The following is a 14006-nucleotide window of genomic DNA, read 5'->3' as shown; positions in this document are numbered from 1 at the left end:
AAAGAGGGGGTATTATGGGAGCGCAATCACAAGTTTTGCATTACTTCACAAGGTATTTCTCAATGTCATCCAATAGCAGGTTAGCAGCAATAACGCCTCCGGCAGTATTCCAGATGGTGTCACTGACTTCATGAACATTGCCTTCCTGAGCTGCTTTAAGGTTTTTGAATAATGGATCTTCAATCCATTCTTTAGCTAGCTTGTTTGCTTCGCCATCGCCTGTTTCATATGTGAAGTAGAATAATACATCACCATCCATGGCAGGAATGCGCTCCTTCGTAGCATTCTTTTCAGCGAAGTCATCAACATTCTGGCTTTCCGGACGCGCAAGCCCGATTTGATCAAGGATGACGCCTGAGAAGGAGTCTTTATGGTAGATGCGGACGTCGCCGGCCATGAAGCGGACAATGGATACTTCCTGGTCTAATTTATCGCCAAGGCTAGTTTTAATTTCTTCGATGCGGCTGTCATAATCAGCAAGGACCTTTTTGCCTTCTTCTTCTTTATTTACTGCTTTTGCGTAAAGCTCAAAATTTTCCTTCCAGTCTCCGCGCAATGTTTCAGCAAAGACAGTAGGAGCAATGTCATTTAACTGATCATAGATTTTTTCCTGACGCATTTTGTTGCCGATAATAAGGTCCGGCTGCAGCGCTGCGATTGCTTCTACATTGACTTCACTTTCTGTACCAACAACCTGAACATCTTTCATATCATCAGCGATATGCTCATACCACGGATCGCCAGTCCAGGACTGGACGGCACCAACTGGAGTAACACCCATGGAAAGTAATGCCTCAGTACCTTCGTTTGTCAAAATGACTACTTTTTCAGGTGCTTTATCAAGCTTAGTTGTGCCCATTGCATGCTCAACTGTATAGCTTGTATCTTCTGTTTTAGTACCTTCTTTTTCCTTATCGGCTTTATCATCCTGTTCTCTGCTATTCCCGCAGGCTGCCAGGAACAAGATTGTGAAAACTGAAAGAATGGCAAGTAAAGACTTGATTTTCATTATGTATTCCTCCATTTTGCGTTGTTAATGATAATCATTTTCATTTGATACTATTATACTAATGTGAACGCTTTACATTGTCAATAGGTAATTGAAAATCATTTTCATTTAATTTATTTAATGATCATTGAAAATGATTTTCAAACTCATTGACAGCTATTCCTCTGTACAATAGACTGAAAATGTAACTATACCTTATTAAATAGATGCAAGAAGGGTCTCGCTATGCTATTAAAAACAAATTCTCTGAGATGGGCTGGGCTATTTGCAGCTGCTCTCCTATTATTAGTATTAATGTCTTTCAGTATTGTATACGGATATACCGACACCACCTGGAAAATGGCAATTGATGCATTTACAAACTTCGATGGAACGAATGAACACATAATTATTCAATCTGTCCGTCTGCCGAGAGCATTGATTGCAGCGGCGGTAGGGGCAAGCTTAGCGATTGCGGGTGTCCTGCTCCAGTCATTAACTAAGAATCCTCTTGCTGCTCCTGAGATCTTCGGAATTAACGCAGGTGCCGGATTTGCAGTTGTCATTACAGTAACGCTATTTTCCATCAGTAATCTGCAGGTCTTTACATGGGTATCATTTCTGGGAGCAGCTGTTTCATTTATATTTGTATATATTATCGGCTCTATCGGCAGGGAAGGGCTGACACCGATGAAATTAACCCTTGCCGGTGCAGCGATGAGTGCCATGTTTGCTTCGATGACACAAGGCTTTCTCGTCATTAATGAGACTGCCCTGGAACAGGTGCTGTTTTGGCTGGCGGGATCTGTATCCGGAAGGAAGCTTGAAACCCTTGCAGCTGTATTCCCGTATTTACTGGCCGGCTGGATTTTTTCACTCATCATTGCCGGAAAATTGAACGTCCTGTCAATGGGTGAGGACGTAGCGAAGGGGCTGGGCTTGAAAACAGGATTGCTTAAACTGGGTGCAGGCATTGTTATTGTTCTTCTGTCAGGAGGAGCGGTAGCTGTCGCAGGTCCCATTGGCTTCCTCGGCATTGTCATTCCACATTTGACCCGGGCTGTCGTTGGCATTGATCACCGCTGGGTTATTCCTTATGCGGGACTTCTCGGCGGGATGCTCCTTCTGATTGCAGACATAGCATCCAGGTACATCATCATGCCGCAGGAAGTACCTGTCGGCGTCATGACCGCCGTCATTGGAACTCCTTTCTTTGTGTATATTGCCAGAAGGAGGTTCAATAAATAATGAAAAAATATTATAATCTGCGCCTTTTTGGCGATAAGATATCTTTTTTAGTAAACCGGAAAGCACTTAACACTTTTTTATTATTGGCAGCAGCTGCTGCTGGAGTATTCGTGATCAGCACCGGCACGGGTGAAATGAAAATCAGCCCTCTGAAGGTAGTGCAGGTATTCTTTGGCGGTGGGTCAGATATGGACAGGCTGATCATTCAGTCATTCAGGCTTCCAAGAATCATCGTTGCCTTAATGGTGGGAATGGCGCTTGCTGCTGCGGGGGGAATCCTGCAGGGTATTATAAGAAATCCGCTTGCATCTCCTGATATTATCGGGATTACAGGGGGAGCATCTGTAGCAGTTGTAGGTTTTCTTGCTTTCTTTAGTGATAAAAACAATGCATTAACTGTAAGTATTAATTGGATGCCTCTTGCAGCTTTTGCGGGTGCTGCTATTTTGGCTTTCCTTGTTTATTTTCTAGCCTACAAGGATGGAGTATCGCCAATACGCCTTGTTTTAATTGGGATTGGGCTTGCAAGCTTAATGAAGGCACTGACCACTTTGATGATGGTCTTTGGGCCAATTTACCAGGCCAGTCAGGCGAATATTTGGATAACCGGGACAGTTTACGGTTCAAATTGGGATAATGTCGCAATTTTGGTTCCATGGACGCTTGTGTTTCTGGTACTGGCGTTTGTTCTGGCGCGCAATGTTAATATCCAGGAACTTGGCGATGATATTGCCATGGGCGTAGGCAGCACTGTACAGAAATACCGGTTTCTTCTGCTGATGGTCAGCACGGCATTAATTGGCGGAGCTGTCGCATTCGGCGGAGGGATAGGCTTTGTTGGCTTAATGGCTCCTCATATGGCACGAAGGATGGTAGGCTCTGCTTTTGGCGCTTTGTTTCCGGCTTCTGCTCTGATTGGCGGAATCCTGGTCATGGCAGCCGATCTGATAGGCAGGACTTTGTTCTCGCCGCTTGAAATCCCAGCGGGGGTGTTTACAGCCAGCATCGGCGCACCTTACTTTATTTACCTGCTTTTCAAGACAAGAAACGCATAAGCTGGAAAAGCTTGAAACTCGTATGATACAGGCAACTGGAGAGCCTATAGATATATATTAGGAAAAGGAGAGGGCAGAGATGACAGCAGGGCAAGCAATCGCTACAAAAGACTTAACCTTGTCATATGGAGACACCATTATTATTAATGAATTGGACCTGGAAATACCTAAAGGGGAAATCACTGTATTTATTGGTGGAAATGGCTGCGGGAAATCGACATTGCTAAGGTCTATTGCCAGGCTGCTAAAGCCGAAATCTGGTGCAGTATTATTGGAAGGTGAGGCTATAGCCAAACTTTCCACGAAAGATGTGGCCAGAAAGATGGCGATTCTGCCTCAATCTCCTTCAGCTCCGGAAGGGCTCACAGTGCTTCAGCTTGTCAAACAGGGAAGATACCCTTATCAAACATGGCTGAAGCAATGGTCTACTGAAGACGAATTAAAAGTCAGAAATGCATTAAAGGCAACAGGAATGGAAGAATTGAAAGACCGGACAGTGGATTCCCTATCAGGGGGGCAGCGTCAGAGGGCCTGGATTGCCATGACTCTGGCACAGGATACAGATACCATTCTGCTGGATGAGCCAACAACCTATTTGGATATGACACATCAAATTGAAATCCTTGATTTATTATTCGAGTTGAATGAAAAGGAAAAGCGTACCATCGTCATGGTGCTTCATGATCTGAATTTGGCCTGCCGCTATGCTCATAATATTGTCGCGATAAAAAATCAAAAGGTTTTTGCTCAGGGCAAACCGGAACATGTCATTAATTGCGGATTGGTTAAAAACGTTTTTGGCATGGAATGCGAAGTGACGATAGACCCGTTATTCGGCACACCGCTTTGCATCCCATATGGAAAAGGGCGATGTATTTTAAAGGGTCAAGGACTTCAAGGATGATTAAATTAACAGGAGAACAGGCAGAAGCTCTCGGGCAGTTCAGACTTGCCCGGGTTTCAGGGAAAAGCTCTCCTTTAACCATTAAAGTGGAAAATTTGCTGGACCCGATTCAAACGGGTGCATATCTGGAAGAAGTGAAAAACCATTTAGGAGCACCTGATAACAAAACGGCAGCTTCTATTTTAATAAAAAGGTATGCCTTTCTGCCTGTCATTTATTTGTATTGCATGACGACATGGAACGTAAAATTGGATATCAGGCATGAAAATATAACATTTGTCAGCCAGGAAAGAGACGGTCTGTGGCTTCCGGGATTTCACTTTACCTGCCTTCAGGGCCATGGTGCTGGTACGGAGAGGGAACAATGGAGAGAGGATGCCGTGCGCACTCTTTTTAATGGCCATATCATTCCGCTGATCAATAGAATAGCAGGTGAAGCTAAAGTATCAAAACTAATTCTTTGGGAGAATATTGCGGTTTATCTGTTCTGGCTTTACGAAAAAATTTTACCCTTGGAAACACATTCGGAAAGGGCAGCTGAAGATTATAGGTTTATCCTGGAGGAGGCTCCAGGCAATTTATTCGGCTGTGAAAATACGAATCCCATAAAGAAATTTGACAGCAGAAAAATAGTGATTGAAAACACCGGCACAGCAGTAAGGCCCAGGAAAACATGCTGCTATTCCTACTTGACCAGCAGCGGTAAAAGATGCGGGACTTGTCCACATTCCTGCAATAGTAAGAGGAGGAATCCTGATGAATGATCATTTGAAGGAACAGCTGGATGGCCTGCTTGAAAAATATACCGAACTCCTAATCGGTGAGGCCTCTCCGGAGTTAATAGAAAAGGTTGAAGCTTGGGCACTGTACTCTTTTATTGCGAAATCCATGCCTCCTTTAGCCAAGCACTGGAATGAAACATATCCTGATGCAAAAGAGGAAATGAAAACACTGATAGCTGAAATTAAAACATTGAATGAAGAGATGAGAAGCAAAAAAAAGTAAAGCTATTTTGTATTTAATAAAACCGCTGCCTTCAAAAGCAGCGGTTGTTTTTAGCATATTGTTTGCAGGCAGTATTAAGGCTGCTTTTCCTATTGCATCTGGCCATTGCCATAAGGCAATTGATTAGTATAGCCTTGAAACTGCTGATAGGATTGCTGGAGCTTTTGCTGATCTGCAGCTTCAACCTTATACCAGCCTTTTCTGAACATTAAGTTATAAAATTCCCTCTGCTGGTTTTGTGTTTCATTGAATGCTGCAAGAATATCCTGATACAGGCTCTGGTGGCTTGCCTCATTTAAGGCAACCGAATAGGCATCTGTCATATACTTTTCAGTAGACAGAATATCATTTGTAAAATCCCGCTCATTCATTTGCGGTGTCTTATTCACCTGTGTTTCGGGATTTTGAATCGTATTGGGATTCTGGTTCTGGTTCATTTTCAAGGCTCCTTCCTATTGCATTCCCATAAAGTTTTGCTGACTTTGCTGGTTTAAATGAACAAGCAGCTGTTCGTAGTGGCGCTGATGCATTTGGCCGCATTGCTCGAAATGTGTTTTTAGCTCCTGGTCCTGGCATTGCTGAGCGTAAAAATGCGCTTTTTTACAGGCAAGAAGGTTCCAGGAAAGCATATCTGTTAAATAAAGGGCATCTTTAGTGGAAATGACAGCAGGAGGCTGCTGCATAACGCCCTGCTGATTCTGCATGTTCATATTTTGCTGTTGCATAAATTGTCCCTCCAATTCTAATAGCGCTATAAATTCCTTTCGAAGATATCTTGCCTCTGAAAAATGTTTGCTATTCTGCTGAAGATGATTTACCTATATGCATAATGCAAACTATAAAAAGACCAGAGGCAGCCTATTTTCAAAAAACGGCTCATCGCTTATATTGATTATTTTGGCTATTTCTTTTCTTAGGTCCTTCCCTTTCAACAGTTGGGCCCGCATCTCCCTGGACACTTGCAGCACTGACTCCTGCTTTAGAAGGATCTTTTTTCATCTTTCCCATTTCTATCACCTCCGTCACGAATTAAAAGTGTTTCCTTTTTAGAGTGTCCAAAACACTTATTACAAATTGCACAAAAAAATTACAGCTGAGGCATTATAAAATTTCAAAACATTTTTAAATTTCCGCTTAAAATCATTGCGTAAATTTTGCAAATATTTTATAGTTATAATTAACAGAACTCATTCAGAAGAGATGCATATTTTTTTTGAAAATAAAATGAATGAGTATTCATTCAAAAAAGAAAAAGGGGGAAATAAAGTTGATCCAACAAATAAAAAAGGCGGCAGTTTTAGGCTCCGGAGTCATGGGTTCGGGGATCGCAGCCCATCTGGCCAATATCGGAATTCCAACACTTTTACTCGATATCCCGCCTCGCGAATTAACGGATGCCGAAAAGGCAAAGGGGCTTACTCTTGAAAATAAAGCAGTCCGCAATCGAATCAGTGAAGGAAACCGCCAAAAGCTTTTAAAACAAAAGCCCGCTCCATTAACTTCTAAAAAAAATATAGGTTTGATTGAGGCAGGAAACTTTGAAGATGACATGGAGCGTCTGAAAGATGTCGATTGGATTATTGAAGTTGTTGTGGAAAACCTCAGCATAAAAAAGCAGGTCTTTGAAAAAGTAGACCAGCACCGTAAGCCAGGGAGCATTATCAGCTCCAATACGTCCGGGATATCTGTTGAAGCAATGTCAGAAGGGCGCTCGGAAGATTTTCAAAAACACTTCCTTGGAACACATTTCTTTAATCCTCCCCGCTACTTAAAGCTGCTTGAAGTTATTCCTACTAAAAAAACTTCTTCTGCAGTGCTGTCATTTATGAAGCAATTTGGCGAAGATGTACTGGGAAAAGGAGTAGTTGAAGCAAAAGATACACCGAACTTTATCGCCAACCGAATCGGCACGTATGGCTTGCTGGTTACAGTGCAGGAGATGCTCAAGGGCGGATACAGTGTCGGCGAGGTAGATTCCATAACAGGGTCGCTGATTGGACGGCCGAAAAGTGCTACTTTCCGAACACTTGATGTAGTAGGGCTTGATACATTTATACACGTGGCAAACAATGTTTATGACCAGGTGGATGGGAAAGAAAAGGCTGTTTTTGAAGTTCCTGACTTCATGAAAGTGATGCAGGAAAAAGGCTGGCTTGGAAGCAAAACAGGGCAAGGATTTTTCCTGAAAAAGGGCAAAGAGATTCTGGAGCTGAATCCGGAAACTCTGGAATATGGCCCGCGCCAAAAGCTTAAGACAGCTTCGACTGAACTGGCCAAACAGGCAAAAGGCACTGCAGGAAAATTGAAAGCGCTTGTATATTCAGATGACCGTTCTGGCCAATTATTGTGGAACATTCTCAGTCCGGCCCTTCTCTATTCAGCACAGCTTCACGGCGAAATAGCTGATGATGTAACAGCGATAGACCGTGCTATGAAATGGGGCTTTGGATGGGAACTGGGCCCATTTGAAACTTGGGATGCCATTGGAGTAGAGAAATCGGTTCTAAAAATGGAGGAAGCAGGCGAAGAAGTGCCAGCATGGGTAAAAGAGATGCTGGAAAAAGGCATTAATTCCTTCTACAAAGAAGAAGAGGGCCAGAAATATTTTTATCATAATGGCGAGTACAGATTAATCGAGGAAAACCCTAAAGTACTTAATTTAAAACAGCTTAAGAAGCAAAATGGTGTTATTAAAAAGAATACCGGTGCAAGCCTTGTTGATTTAGGTGATGGGGTTGCATTGCTGGAGTTCCATTCGCAAAGCAATGCCATTGGATTGGATATTATCCAGATGATCAACTTTGCGGTAGATGAAGTGGAGAAGAACTACAAAGGTCTTGTAATTGGGAATCAGGGTAAAAACTTCTGTGTAGGTGCCAACCTCGGGATGATTCTCATGGAAGCCCAGGATGACAATATTTATGAACTGGATATGGTAGTCCGCCACTTCCAGAATGCCATGATGAAAATTAAGTACAGCGCCAAGCCGGTTGTTGCTGCTCCGTTTGGCATGACGCTTGGCGGCGGGGCAGAGGTATGTCTGCCTGCTGCACATATTCAGGCATCAAGTGAAACATATATGGGACTCGTTGAAGTGGGTGTCGGACTGATCCCGGGAGGAAGCGGAAACAAGGAGCTTTATATGAAGCATCTTGAAAGCATGCCAAATGGTGTGGAATTTGACCTTCAAAAGATTGCGAATAAAGTGTTTGAATCGATTGCAATGGCAAAAGTTTCAACATCCGGCGAGGAAGCAAGAGACAATAACTTCCTGAACCTGGCAGATGGCATCAGTGTAAATGGGGATCATCTCCTTTATGATGCAAAGCAGGCTGTCCTTGCGCTGCATGAGAAAGGCTATAAGCCCCCTGTCCGCAAAAAGGTGCCTGTTGTCGGTGAAACAGGTTATGCAACCCTTCTGCTTGGAGCACAGGCAATGCTTTACTCCGGCTATATCTCAGAGCATGATTTGAAAATTGCCAAAAAGCTTGCTTATGTAATTGCAGGCGGAAAAGTGCCATACGGAACAGAAGTTGATGAGCAATATTTGCTTGACTTGGAGCGCGAAGCATTCCTTAGTCTTGTTGCGGAACCAAAATCACAGCAGCGCATGCAGCACATGCTTTTAAAAGGGAAACCATTGCGCAATTAAGTGATAGAGTGGGACATTAATAGAAAGAGAGGGAACATGATGAGAGAAGCGGTTATAGTTGCAGGTGCCAGGACACCGGTCGGAAAAGCCAAAAAAGGTACGCTTGCAAATGTCAGGCCGGATGACTTAGGAGCGCTCGCAGTAAAAGAAACCCTAAAGCGTGCAGGAAATTATGAAGGAAATATCGATGATTTAATTATCGGATGTTCTATGCCTGAAGCAGAACAGGGGCTGAACATGGCCAGGAATATCGGCGCCCTTGCCGGACTTTCACATGAAGTGCCGGGGATAACGATCAATCGCTATTGTTCCTCAGGCCTGCAGGCTATTGCCTATGCAGCTGAAAAAATCATGATTGGCCATGCAGATACAATTATTGCCGGCGGAGCAGAATCTATGAGCCTGGTGCCAATGATGGGGCATGTAGTCCGCCCGAACGCCAAACTGGCGGAAACAGCTCCTCAATACTATATGGGTATGGGACATACAGCTGAAGAAGTTGCAAAGAAGTACGGCATTACACGTGAAGACCAGGATGCATTTGCTGTCAGAAGCCATCAGAAGGCTGCGCAGGCAATCCGGGAAGGCAAATTTGCAGATGAAATTGTACCTGTGGACGTAACGTTCAGATCTGTTGGAAAAGACAATAAGCTGGTAGAAAAAACAATCCAATTCAGCCAGGATGAAGGTGTCCGTGCAGATTCCACAATTGAATCACTTGGAAAACTGCGTCCCGCATTCTCGGTAACCGGCAGTGTCACAGCCGGAAATTCATCTCAGACAAGTGATGGGGCAGCAGCCGTAATGGTTATGGACCGGGAAAAGGCAGAATCATCCGGATTGAAGCCAATGGCTAAATTCAGAAGTTTTACCGTAGGCGGTGTCCCTCCTGAGATCATGGGTGTCGGCCCGGTTGTGGCCATTCCTAAAGCATTAAAGCTTGCAGGACTGGAGCTTTCGGATATCGGTTTATTTGAATTGAATGAAGCTTTTGCTTCTCAATCTATTCAAATTATCCGTGAACTGGGATTGGATGAAGAGAAGGTAAATGTTAACGGAGGCGCAATTGCACTCGGGCATCCGCTGGGCTGTTCCGGCGCCAAGCTCACTCTGTCACTAATCCATGAAATGAAACGCCGCAATCAGCAATTCGGAGTAGTCACAATGTGCATCGGAGGCGGCATGGGCGCAGCCGGAGTATTTGAACTTTTATAAGATGAATCGAAATTTGGAGAGAAGCCACAGGCTTTTCTCCACAATAAGAGAATGGAGGAAAGTAAATGTCAAATCAAACTGAAAATCTTATCAAAGGCGGAAGCTTTTTAATCGAAGATGTTTCCTATGACCGGGTTTTTACACCTGAAGACTATACAGATGAGCAGGTTATGATTGCTAAGACGACTGAAGATTATGTAGTGAATGAAGTTGTCCCGCAAATTGAACATCTTGAAAACCATGAATTTGACCGTTCGGTAAAACTATTGAAGCAAGCTGGAGATCTTGGCCTATTGGGCGCAGATGTTCCGGAGGAATACGGCGGGCTTGCGTTAGATAAAGTAAGCTCAGCACTTATTGCAGAGAAAATGGCGCGTGCAGGAGGCTTTTCCATCTCTCACGGCGCACATGTCGGCATAGGCTCCCTTCCAATTGTTCTATTCGGAAATGAAGAGCAAAAGCAAAAATACCTTCCTGAACTTGCTACAGGCGAAAAGCTTGCCGCTTATGCATTGACAGAGCCAAGCTCCGGTTCTGACGCTCTTGGAGCAAAAACAACTGCCAAGCTGAATGCTGAGGGCACACACTATGTATTAAACGGCGAAAAGCAATGGATAACAAATGCAGGCTTCGCAGATGTATTCGTAGTATACGCAAAAATTGACGGCGAACACTTCTCTGCATTCATCGTTGAAAGAGAGTTTCCTGGCGTATCAGTAGGGGCAGAAGAAAAGAAAATGGGAATCAAGAGCTCTTCTACCCGTACGTTAATTCTTGAAGACGCCGAGGTTCCAAAGGAAAACCTGCTGGGTGAATTCGGCAAGGGCCATGTGATTGCTTTTAATATCTTAAATATTGGCCGCTATAAGCTAGGAGTAGGTGCAGTTGGCGGGGCGAAGCGCGCATTTGAACTTGCTGTTCAATATGCCAATCAGCGTCAGCAATTTAAGACACCAATCTCTCAGTTTAATTTGACAAAAGAAAAGCTGGGAACGATGGCTTCTAAGATTTATGCCGCAGAAAGTGCAGTATACCGGACTGTAGGCTTATTTGAGGACCGTATGAGCAAGCTTACAGATGAAGAAATAAAAGATGGCAAGGAAGTTGCAAAGTCAATTGCTGAATATGCAATTGAGTGCTCCATGAATAAATTCTTTAATACGGAAGTCCTCGACTACGTAGTAGATGAAGGTGTTCAGATCCACGGAGGCTATGGTTTCATGGCTGAATATGAGATTGAAAGAGCTTACCGTGATTCACGCATTAACCGTATTTTCGAAGGAACAAACGAAATCAACCGACTATTAGTACCAGGAACGTATCTCCGCAAAGCACTAAAGGGAGAGCTTCCGTTATTCCAAAAAGCCCAGGCTCTGCAGGAAGAGCTCATGATGATGATGCCTGAAGAGCCTGGTGACGAGCCGCTTGCACAGGAAAAATATCTGGTTAAGAACGCGAAGAAGATCGGACTGCTTGCTGCTGGTCTGGCAGCACAAAAGTATGGAAAGGCTCTTGATAAAGAACAGGAAGTACTTGTAAACATTGCGGATATTATTTCGAATGCTTATGCAATGGAATCTGTCGTTCTTCGCACTGAAAAGGCCATCGAAAAAGCTGGCCTTGAAAAGAGCAAACAAAAGCTTCTGTACACTCAAATCTTCTGCCAGGAGGCATTTAACGAAATTGAGCAGGATGCAAAGGAAACACTTGTGGCAGTTGAAAACGGCGATGCACTGCGCATGATGATCTCAGCACTGCGCAAATTCACGCGCCACACCCCAGTCAACGTGATTACAAAGAAGCGTGAAGCATCAGAAAAGCTGATCGACGCGGAACGTTTTACCGTTTAATTTGACTTAGCTCCCTTCAGATGAAGGGGGCTTTATTTTTGCAAAAATAACCATTTAAAAACTTTTTTCGGCATGCAGGAACAATTAGAAAAATGTCGAATATTAAATTAGTGATCAAGGTTATGCTTTGACACCCTTTTATGTTACTATTCAATTAAAAGGTAGCAATTCTGGATAAGCCTGAATTTGCAAATGGGTGGTGAAAAATGGCGTTGACTTTTTATTGGTATCCTAAATGCGGGACATGCCGGAAGGCCAAGAAATGGCTTGACGAACATAATCTGTCCTATGAAGAAATACATATAACAGAGAATCCGCCTTCTCGAAGCGAACTTGAAGAGCTTTATAAAAAGAGCGGTCTGGAACTAAAAAAGTTCTTTAATACGAGCGGCCAAAAATATCGGGAGCTCGGCTTGAAGGACAAAGTTAAAACCTCTTCAGATGAAGAGCTGCTCGATATTTTGGCAACAGACGGCATGCTGATCAAGCGTCCGCTGCTGACAGATGGAGAGAAAGTAACAGTGGGCTTCAAAGAAGAGGAATATGAAAAGACATGGCTTTCCTAATAGCTGCAGCTTTTAAGCCATCATTAACCTGAGATCGATTTAATGATCATAAATTGAAATATTATTATGGAGGGATACATAATGAGCACACCAAAAGAATTACGTTATTCAGAAGAGCATGAGTGGGTAAAAACAGAAGATGGGAAAGTCCGCATTGGGATTACGCATTTCGCGCAATCAGAACTTGGGGACATCGTATTCGTTGAGCTTCCTGAAGTTGGAGATGAGCTAAGTGCAAACGAACCATTCGGAAGCGTAGAATCTGTAAAAACAGTGTCTGAACTTTATGCGCCTTTAAGCGGTAAAGTGGTTGAAGTAAATGAAGACCTTAACGACAACCCTGAGTTCGTAAACGAATCTCCATATGAAAAAGCATGGATGGTTGTGGTGGAGCCTTCAGATTTAAGCGAAGTAGAAAGCTTAATGACTGCTGAGCAATATGAAGAAATGACAAACGAAGACTAATTTGAAAGCCGGTTCATTTACGAACCGGTTTTTGTTTTTTAGGGTTTATCGTGTCCGGTTATGTCCAGCTGCATCTGCTTTTTGTTCTTACCTTTAATTGCTATTTTTCTTTTAGAGAGACAGGGCAAAACTATAGGTACCCAAATGCAAGAAAGGATTGGTTACCCATGACATTGAATCAGCAGAAAATCGATATAACGGACCGGGTTGTCGGCAAGCTTAACAATAATCGGATAGATCTTTATCTTGAAAACGAAAAAATTGGTCAAATCAGCCTTCCTGAAGGCTCTTCTTTCAACTTGTCCCATCATTTTGAAACCGAACACCAAAAAATATACCAGAATGTCTCCGTTCCGGATAAAGCGCAAGAGCGTTATACAGACTGTGACGAAGGCGGCTGGTGCTGACTACTGTAAACAGCGGAATGATTTCCGCTGTTTATTTAATAGGCTAAAGCATTTTGGCCGGGCATACAATGAAATAGGCCGTTTAAAGATTGCGTTATAATATTTTTCTTCAAAAACATTTCCTTTCCTAAACTGGGCAAGGAATATACAAAATCAGAGCAGTCCTAACCTGTGAAATGGGCAGGAGATTCACACCATAACCGAGAATAATGAATATATTAAGATAAAAACCAATGGCATGGCTGGCTTTTAGCTTAACGAACAGTTTCAAAATAACTCCTTTCAGGTGATGACGATGAACGATGGAATTCCGGAAAAAGTGATTATTGTCGAGGGAAAGTCAGATAAAACAAAGGTTAAAAGCATTATAAGAGAGCCCGTTGAAATTATCTGCACAAATGGAACAATAAGCATTACCAAACTGGATGAATTAATTGACACACTGTTTGATAAGGATGTATATATATTGGTGGATGCAGATTCAGCAGGTGAAAAGCTGAGAAAACAATTCAAAAGGGAATTTCCAGAGGCAGAGCATCTATACATCGACAGAATGTACAGAGAAGTAGCGACAGCACCGGAACACCATTTGGCAACAGTGCTGCTGGGAGCTAACATTGACGTTTATACACAATATCTGGACAGATAAAG

At 43.2% G+C, this 14006-nt stretch carries 16 protein-coding genes; 12 read left to right on the top strand and 4 right to left on the bottom strand.

What is annotated here, in order from left to right; genetic code table 11:
• Window positions 1-40: 40 nt before the first annotated feature.
• Window positions 41-1009: an ABC transporter substrate-binding protein gene (locus NYE23_RS22075; protein ID WP_341081136.1), complete on the bottom strand. Its 969-nt coding sequence runs from the start codon at window positions 1007-1009 to the stop codon at window positions 41-43.
• Window positions 1010-1234: 225 nt separating this feature from the next.
• On the opposite strand from NYE23_RS22075, the gene NYE23_RS22070 reads away from it, so the two are divergent.
• From NYE23_RS22070 to NYE23_RS22050, 5 genes are all read left to right on the top strand, one after another.
• Window positions 1235-2236, top strand: coding sequence for a FecCD family ABC transporter permease (locus tag NYE23_RS22070; protein ID WP_341081134.1), 1002 nt, complete (start codon window positions 1235-1237; stop codon window positions 2234-2236).
• A complete protein-coding gene (locus NYE23_RS22065) occupies window positions 2236-3291 on the top strand; it encodes a FecCD family ABC transporter permease (protein ID WP_341081132.1) in 1056 nt (351 codons plus the stop codon). Before NYE23_RS22070 ends, NYE23_RS22065 begins: the two co-directional genes overlap by 1 nt.
• A 79-nt stretch (window positions 3292-3370) precedes the next feature.
• Window positions 3371-4195 carry an ABC transporter ATP-binding protein gene (locus tag NYE23_RS22060; RefSeq protein ID WP_341081130.1) on the top strand — a complete coding sequence of 275 codons (825 nt, stop codon included), beginning with the start codon at window positions 3371-3373 and terminating at the stop codon, window positions 4193-4195.
• Complete coding sequence (locus NYE23_RS22055; RefSeq protein WP_341081128.1) at window positions 4192-4959, top strand: IucA/IucC family C-terminal-domain containing protein; 768 nt, start codon at window positions 4192-4194, stop codon at window positions 4957-4959. The genes NYE23_RS22060 and NYE23_RS22055 overlap by 4 nt, the downstream gene beginning before the upstream one ends.
• Window positions 4952-5200 (top strand): YusU family protein, encoded by a 249-nt coding sequence (locus NYE23_RS22050; RefSeq protein ID WP_341081127.1) that lies wholly within the window; start codon window positions 4952-4954, stop codon window positions 5198-5200. The genes NYE23_RS22055 and NYE23_RS22050 overlap by 8 nt, the downstream gene beginning before the upstream one ends.
• A gap of 89 nt (window positions 5201-5289) precedes the next feature.
• Here NYE23_RS22050 and NYE23_RS22045 read toward each other — a convergent pair whose 3' ends face one another.
• From NYE23_RS22045 to NYE23_RS22035, 3 genes are all read right to left on the bottom strand, one after another.
• Entirely contained in the window at window positions 5290-5637 is a 348-nt protein-coding gene (locus NYE23_RS22045; RefSeq protein ID WP_053433798.1) for a spore coat protein, read from the bottom strand.
• 15 nt (window positions 5638-5652) lie between these two features.
• Window positions 5653-5925, bottom strand: a complete 273-nt coding sequence (locus NYE23_RS22040) for a hypothetical protein (RefSeq protein ID WP_341081118.1) — start codon at window positions 5923-5925, stop codon at window positions 5653-5655.
• 151 nt (window positions 5926-6076) lie between these two features.
• The gene (locus NYE23_RS22035) at window positions 6077-6208 is read right to left on the bottom strand and encodes a YuzL family protein (protein ID WP_076258846.1); all 132 of its coding nucleotides are present in this window, start codon (window positions 6206-6208) and stop codon (window positions 6077-6079) included.
• 262 nt (window positions 6209-6470) lie between these two features.
• Between NYE23_RS22035 and NYE23_RS22030 the strand changes: the two genes are divergently transcribed.
• From NYE23_RS22030 to NYE23_RS22000, 7 genes are all read left to right on the top strand, one after another.
• Window positions 6471-8852 carry a 3-hydroxyacyl-CoA dehydrogenase/enoyl-CoA hydratase family protein gene (locus tag NYE23_RS22030; protein WP_341081822.1) on the top strand — a complete coding sequence of 794 codons (2382 nt, stop codon included), beginning with the start codon at window positions 6471-6473 and terminating at the stop codon, window positions 8850-8852.
• A gap of 39 nt (window positions 8853-8891) precedes the next feature.
• Complete coding sequence (locus NYE23_RS22025) at window positions 8892-10067, top strand: acetyl-CoA C-acetyltransferase (RefSeq protein ID WP_341081819.1); 1176 nt, start codon at window positions 8892-8894, stop codon at window positions 10065-10067.
• 65 nt (window positions 10068-10132) lie between these two features.
• Entirely contained in the window at window positions 10133-11917 is a 1785-nt protein-coding gene (locus NYE23_RS22020) for an acyl-CoA dehydrogenase family protein (RefSeq protein WP_341081116.1), read from the top strand.
• 206 nt (window positions 11918-12123) lie between these two features.
• Complete coding sequence (locus tag NYE23_RS22015; RefSeq protein WP_341081113.1) at window positions 12124-12483, top strand: arsenate reductase family protein; 360 nt, start codon at window positions 12124-12126, stop codon at window positions 12481-12483.
• Between the two features lie 81 nt (window positions 12484-12564).
• Complete coding sequence (gcvH, locus tag NYE23_RS22010; protein WP_009331744.1) at window positions 12565-12948, top strand: glycine cleavage system protein GcvH; 384 nt, start codon at window positions 12565-12567, stop codon at window positions 12946-12948.
• 167 nt (window positions 12949-13115) lie between these two features.
• Window positions 13116-13355 carry a YusG family protein gene (locus tag NYE23_RS22005; protein WP_341081110.1) on the top strand — a complete coding sequence of 80 codons (240 nt, stop codon included), beginning with the start codon at window positions 13116-13118 and terminating at the stop codon, window positions 13353-13355.
• A gap of 295 nt (window positions 13356-13650) precedes the next feature.
• On the top strand, window positions 13651-14004 hold the full coding sequence (locus NYE23_RS22000; RefSeq protein ID WP_035329346.1) for a toprim domain-containing protein: 354 nt from the start codon (window positions 13651-13653) through the stop codon (window positions 14002-14004).
• Window positions 14005-14006: the final 2 nt, after the last annotated feature.

The organism is Cytobacillus sp. FSL H8-0458 (assembly GCF_038002165.1).
In the GTDB taxonomy this organism is placed as follows: Bacteria; Bacillota; Bacilli; order Bacillales; family Cytobacillaceae; genus Cytobacillus.
The sequence above is the reverse complement of the archived record's forward strand: the minus strand, read 5'-3'. Positions and strand labels throughout refer to the sequence as shown.

Excerpts from the sequence above, each read along its gene's own strand:
- NYE23_RS22075 (WP_341081136.1), bottom strand. The coding sequence starts at position 1,009 with ATGAAAATCAAGTCTTTACTTGCCATTCTTTCAGTTTTCACAATCTTG.
- NYE23_RS22070 (WP_341081134.1), top strand. The coding sequence starts at position 1,235 with ATGCTATTAAAAACAAATTCTCTGAGATGGGCTGGGCTATTTGCAGCT.
- NYE23_RS22065 (WP_341081132.1), top strand. The coding sequence starts at position 2,236 with ATGAAAAAATATTATAATCTGCGCCTTTTTGGCGATAAGATATCTTTT.
- NYE23_RS22060 (WP_341081130.1), top strand. The coding sequence starts at position 3,371 with ATGACAGCAGGGCAAGCAATCGCTACAAAAGACTTAACCTTGTCATAT.
- NYE23_RS22055 (WP_341081128.1), top strand. The coding sequence starts at position 4,192 with ATGATTAAATTAACAGGAGAACAGGCAGAAGCTCTCGGGCAGTTCAGA.
- NYE23_RS22050 (WP_341081127.1), top strand. The coding sequence starts at position 4,952 with ATGAATGATCATTTGAAGGAACAGCTGGATGGCCTGCTTGAAAAATAT.
- NYE23_RS22045 (WP_053433798.1), bottom strand. The coding sequence starts at position 5,637 with ATGAACCAGAACCAGAATCCCAATACGATTCAAAATCCCGAAACACAG.
- NYE23_RS22040 (WP_341081118.1), bottom strand. The coding sequence starts at position 5,925 with ATGCAACAGCAAAATATGAACATGCAGAATCAGCAGGGCGTTATGCAG.
- NYE23_RS22035 (WP_076258846.1), bottom strand. The coding sequence starts at position 6,208 with ATGGGAAAGATGAAAAAAGATCCTTCTAAAGCAGGAGTCAGTGCTGCA.
- NYE23_RS22025 (WP_341081819.1), top strand. The coding sequence starts at position 8,892 with ATGAGAGAAGCGGTTATAGTTGCAGGTGCCAGGACACCGGTCGGAAAA.
- NYE23_RS22020 (WP_341081116.1), top strand. The coding sequence starts at position 10,133 with ATGTCAAATCAAACTGAAAATCTTATCAAAGGCGGAAGCTTTTTAATC.
- NYE23_RS22015 (WP_341081113.1), top strand. The coding sequence starts at position 12,124 with ATGGCGTTGACTTTTTATTGGTATCCTAAATGCGGGACATGCCGGAAG.
- gcvH (WP_009331744.1), top strand. The coding sequence starts at position 12,565 with ATGAGCACACCAAAAGAATTACGTTATTCAGAAGAGCATGAGTGGGTA.
- NYE23_RS22005 (WP_341081110.1), top strand. The coding sequence starts at position 13,116 with ATGACATTGAATCAGCAGAAAATCGATATAACGGACCGGGTTGTCGGC.
- NYE23_RS22000 (WP_035329346.1), top strand. The coding sequence starts at position 13,651 with ATGAACGATGGAATTCCGGAAAAAGTGATTATTGTCGAGGGAAAGTCA.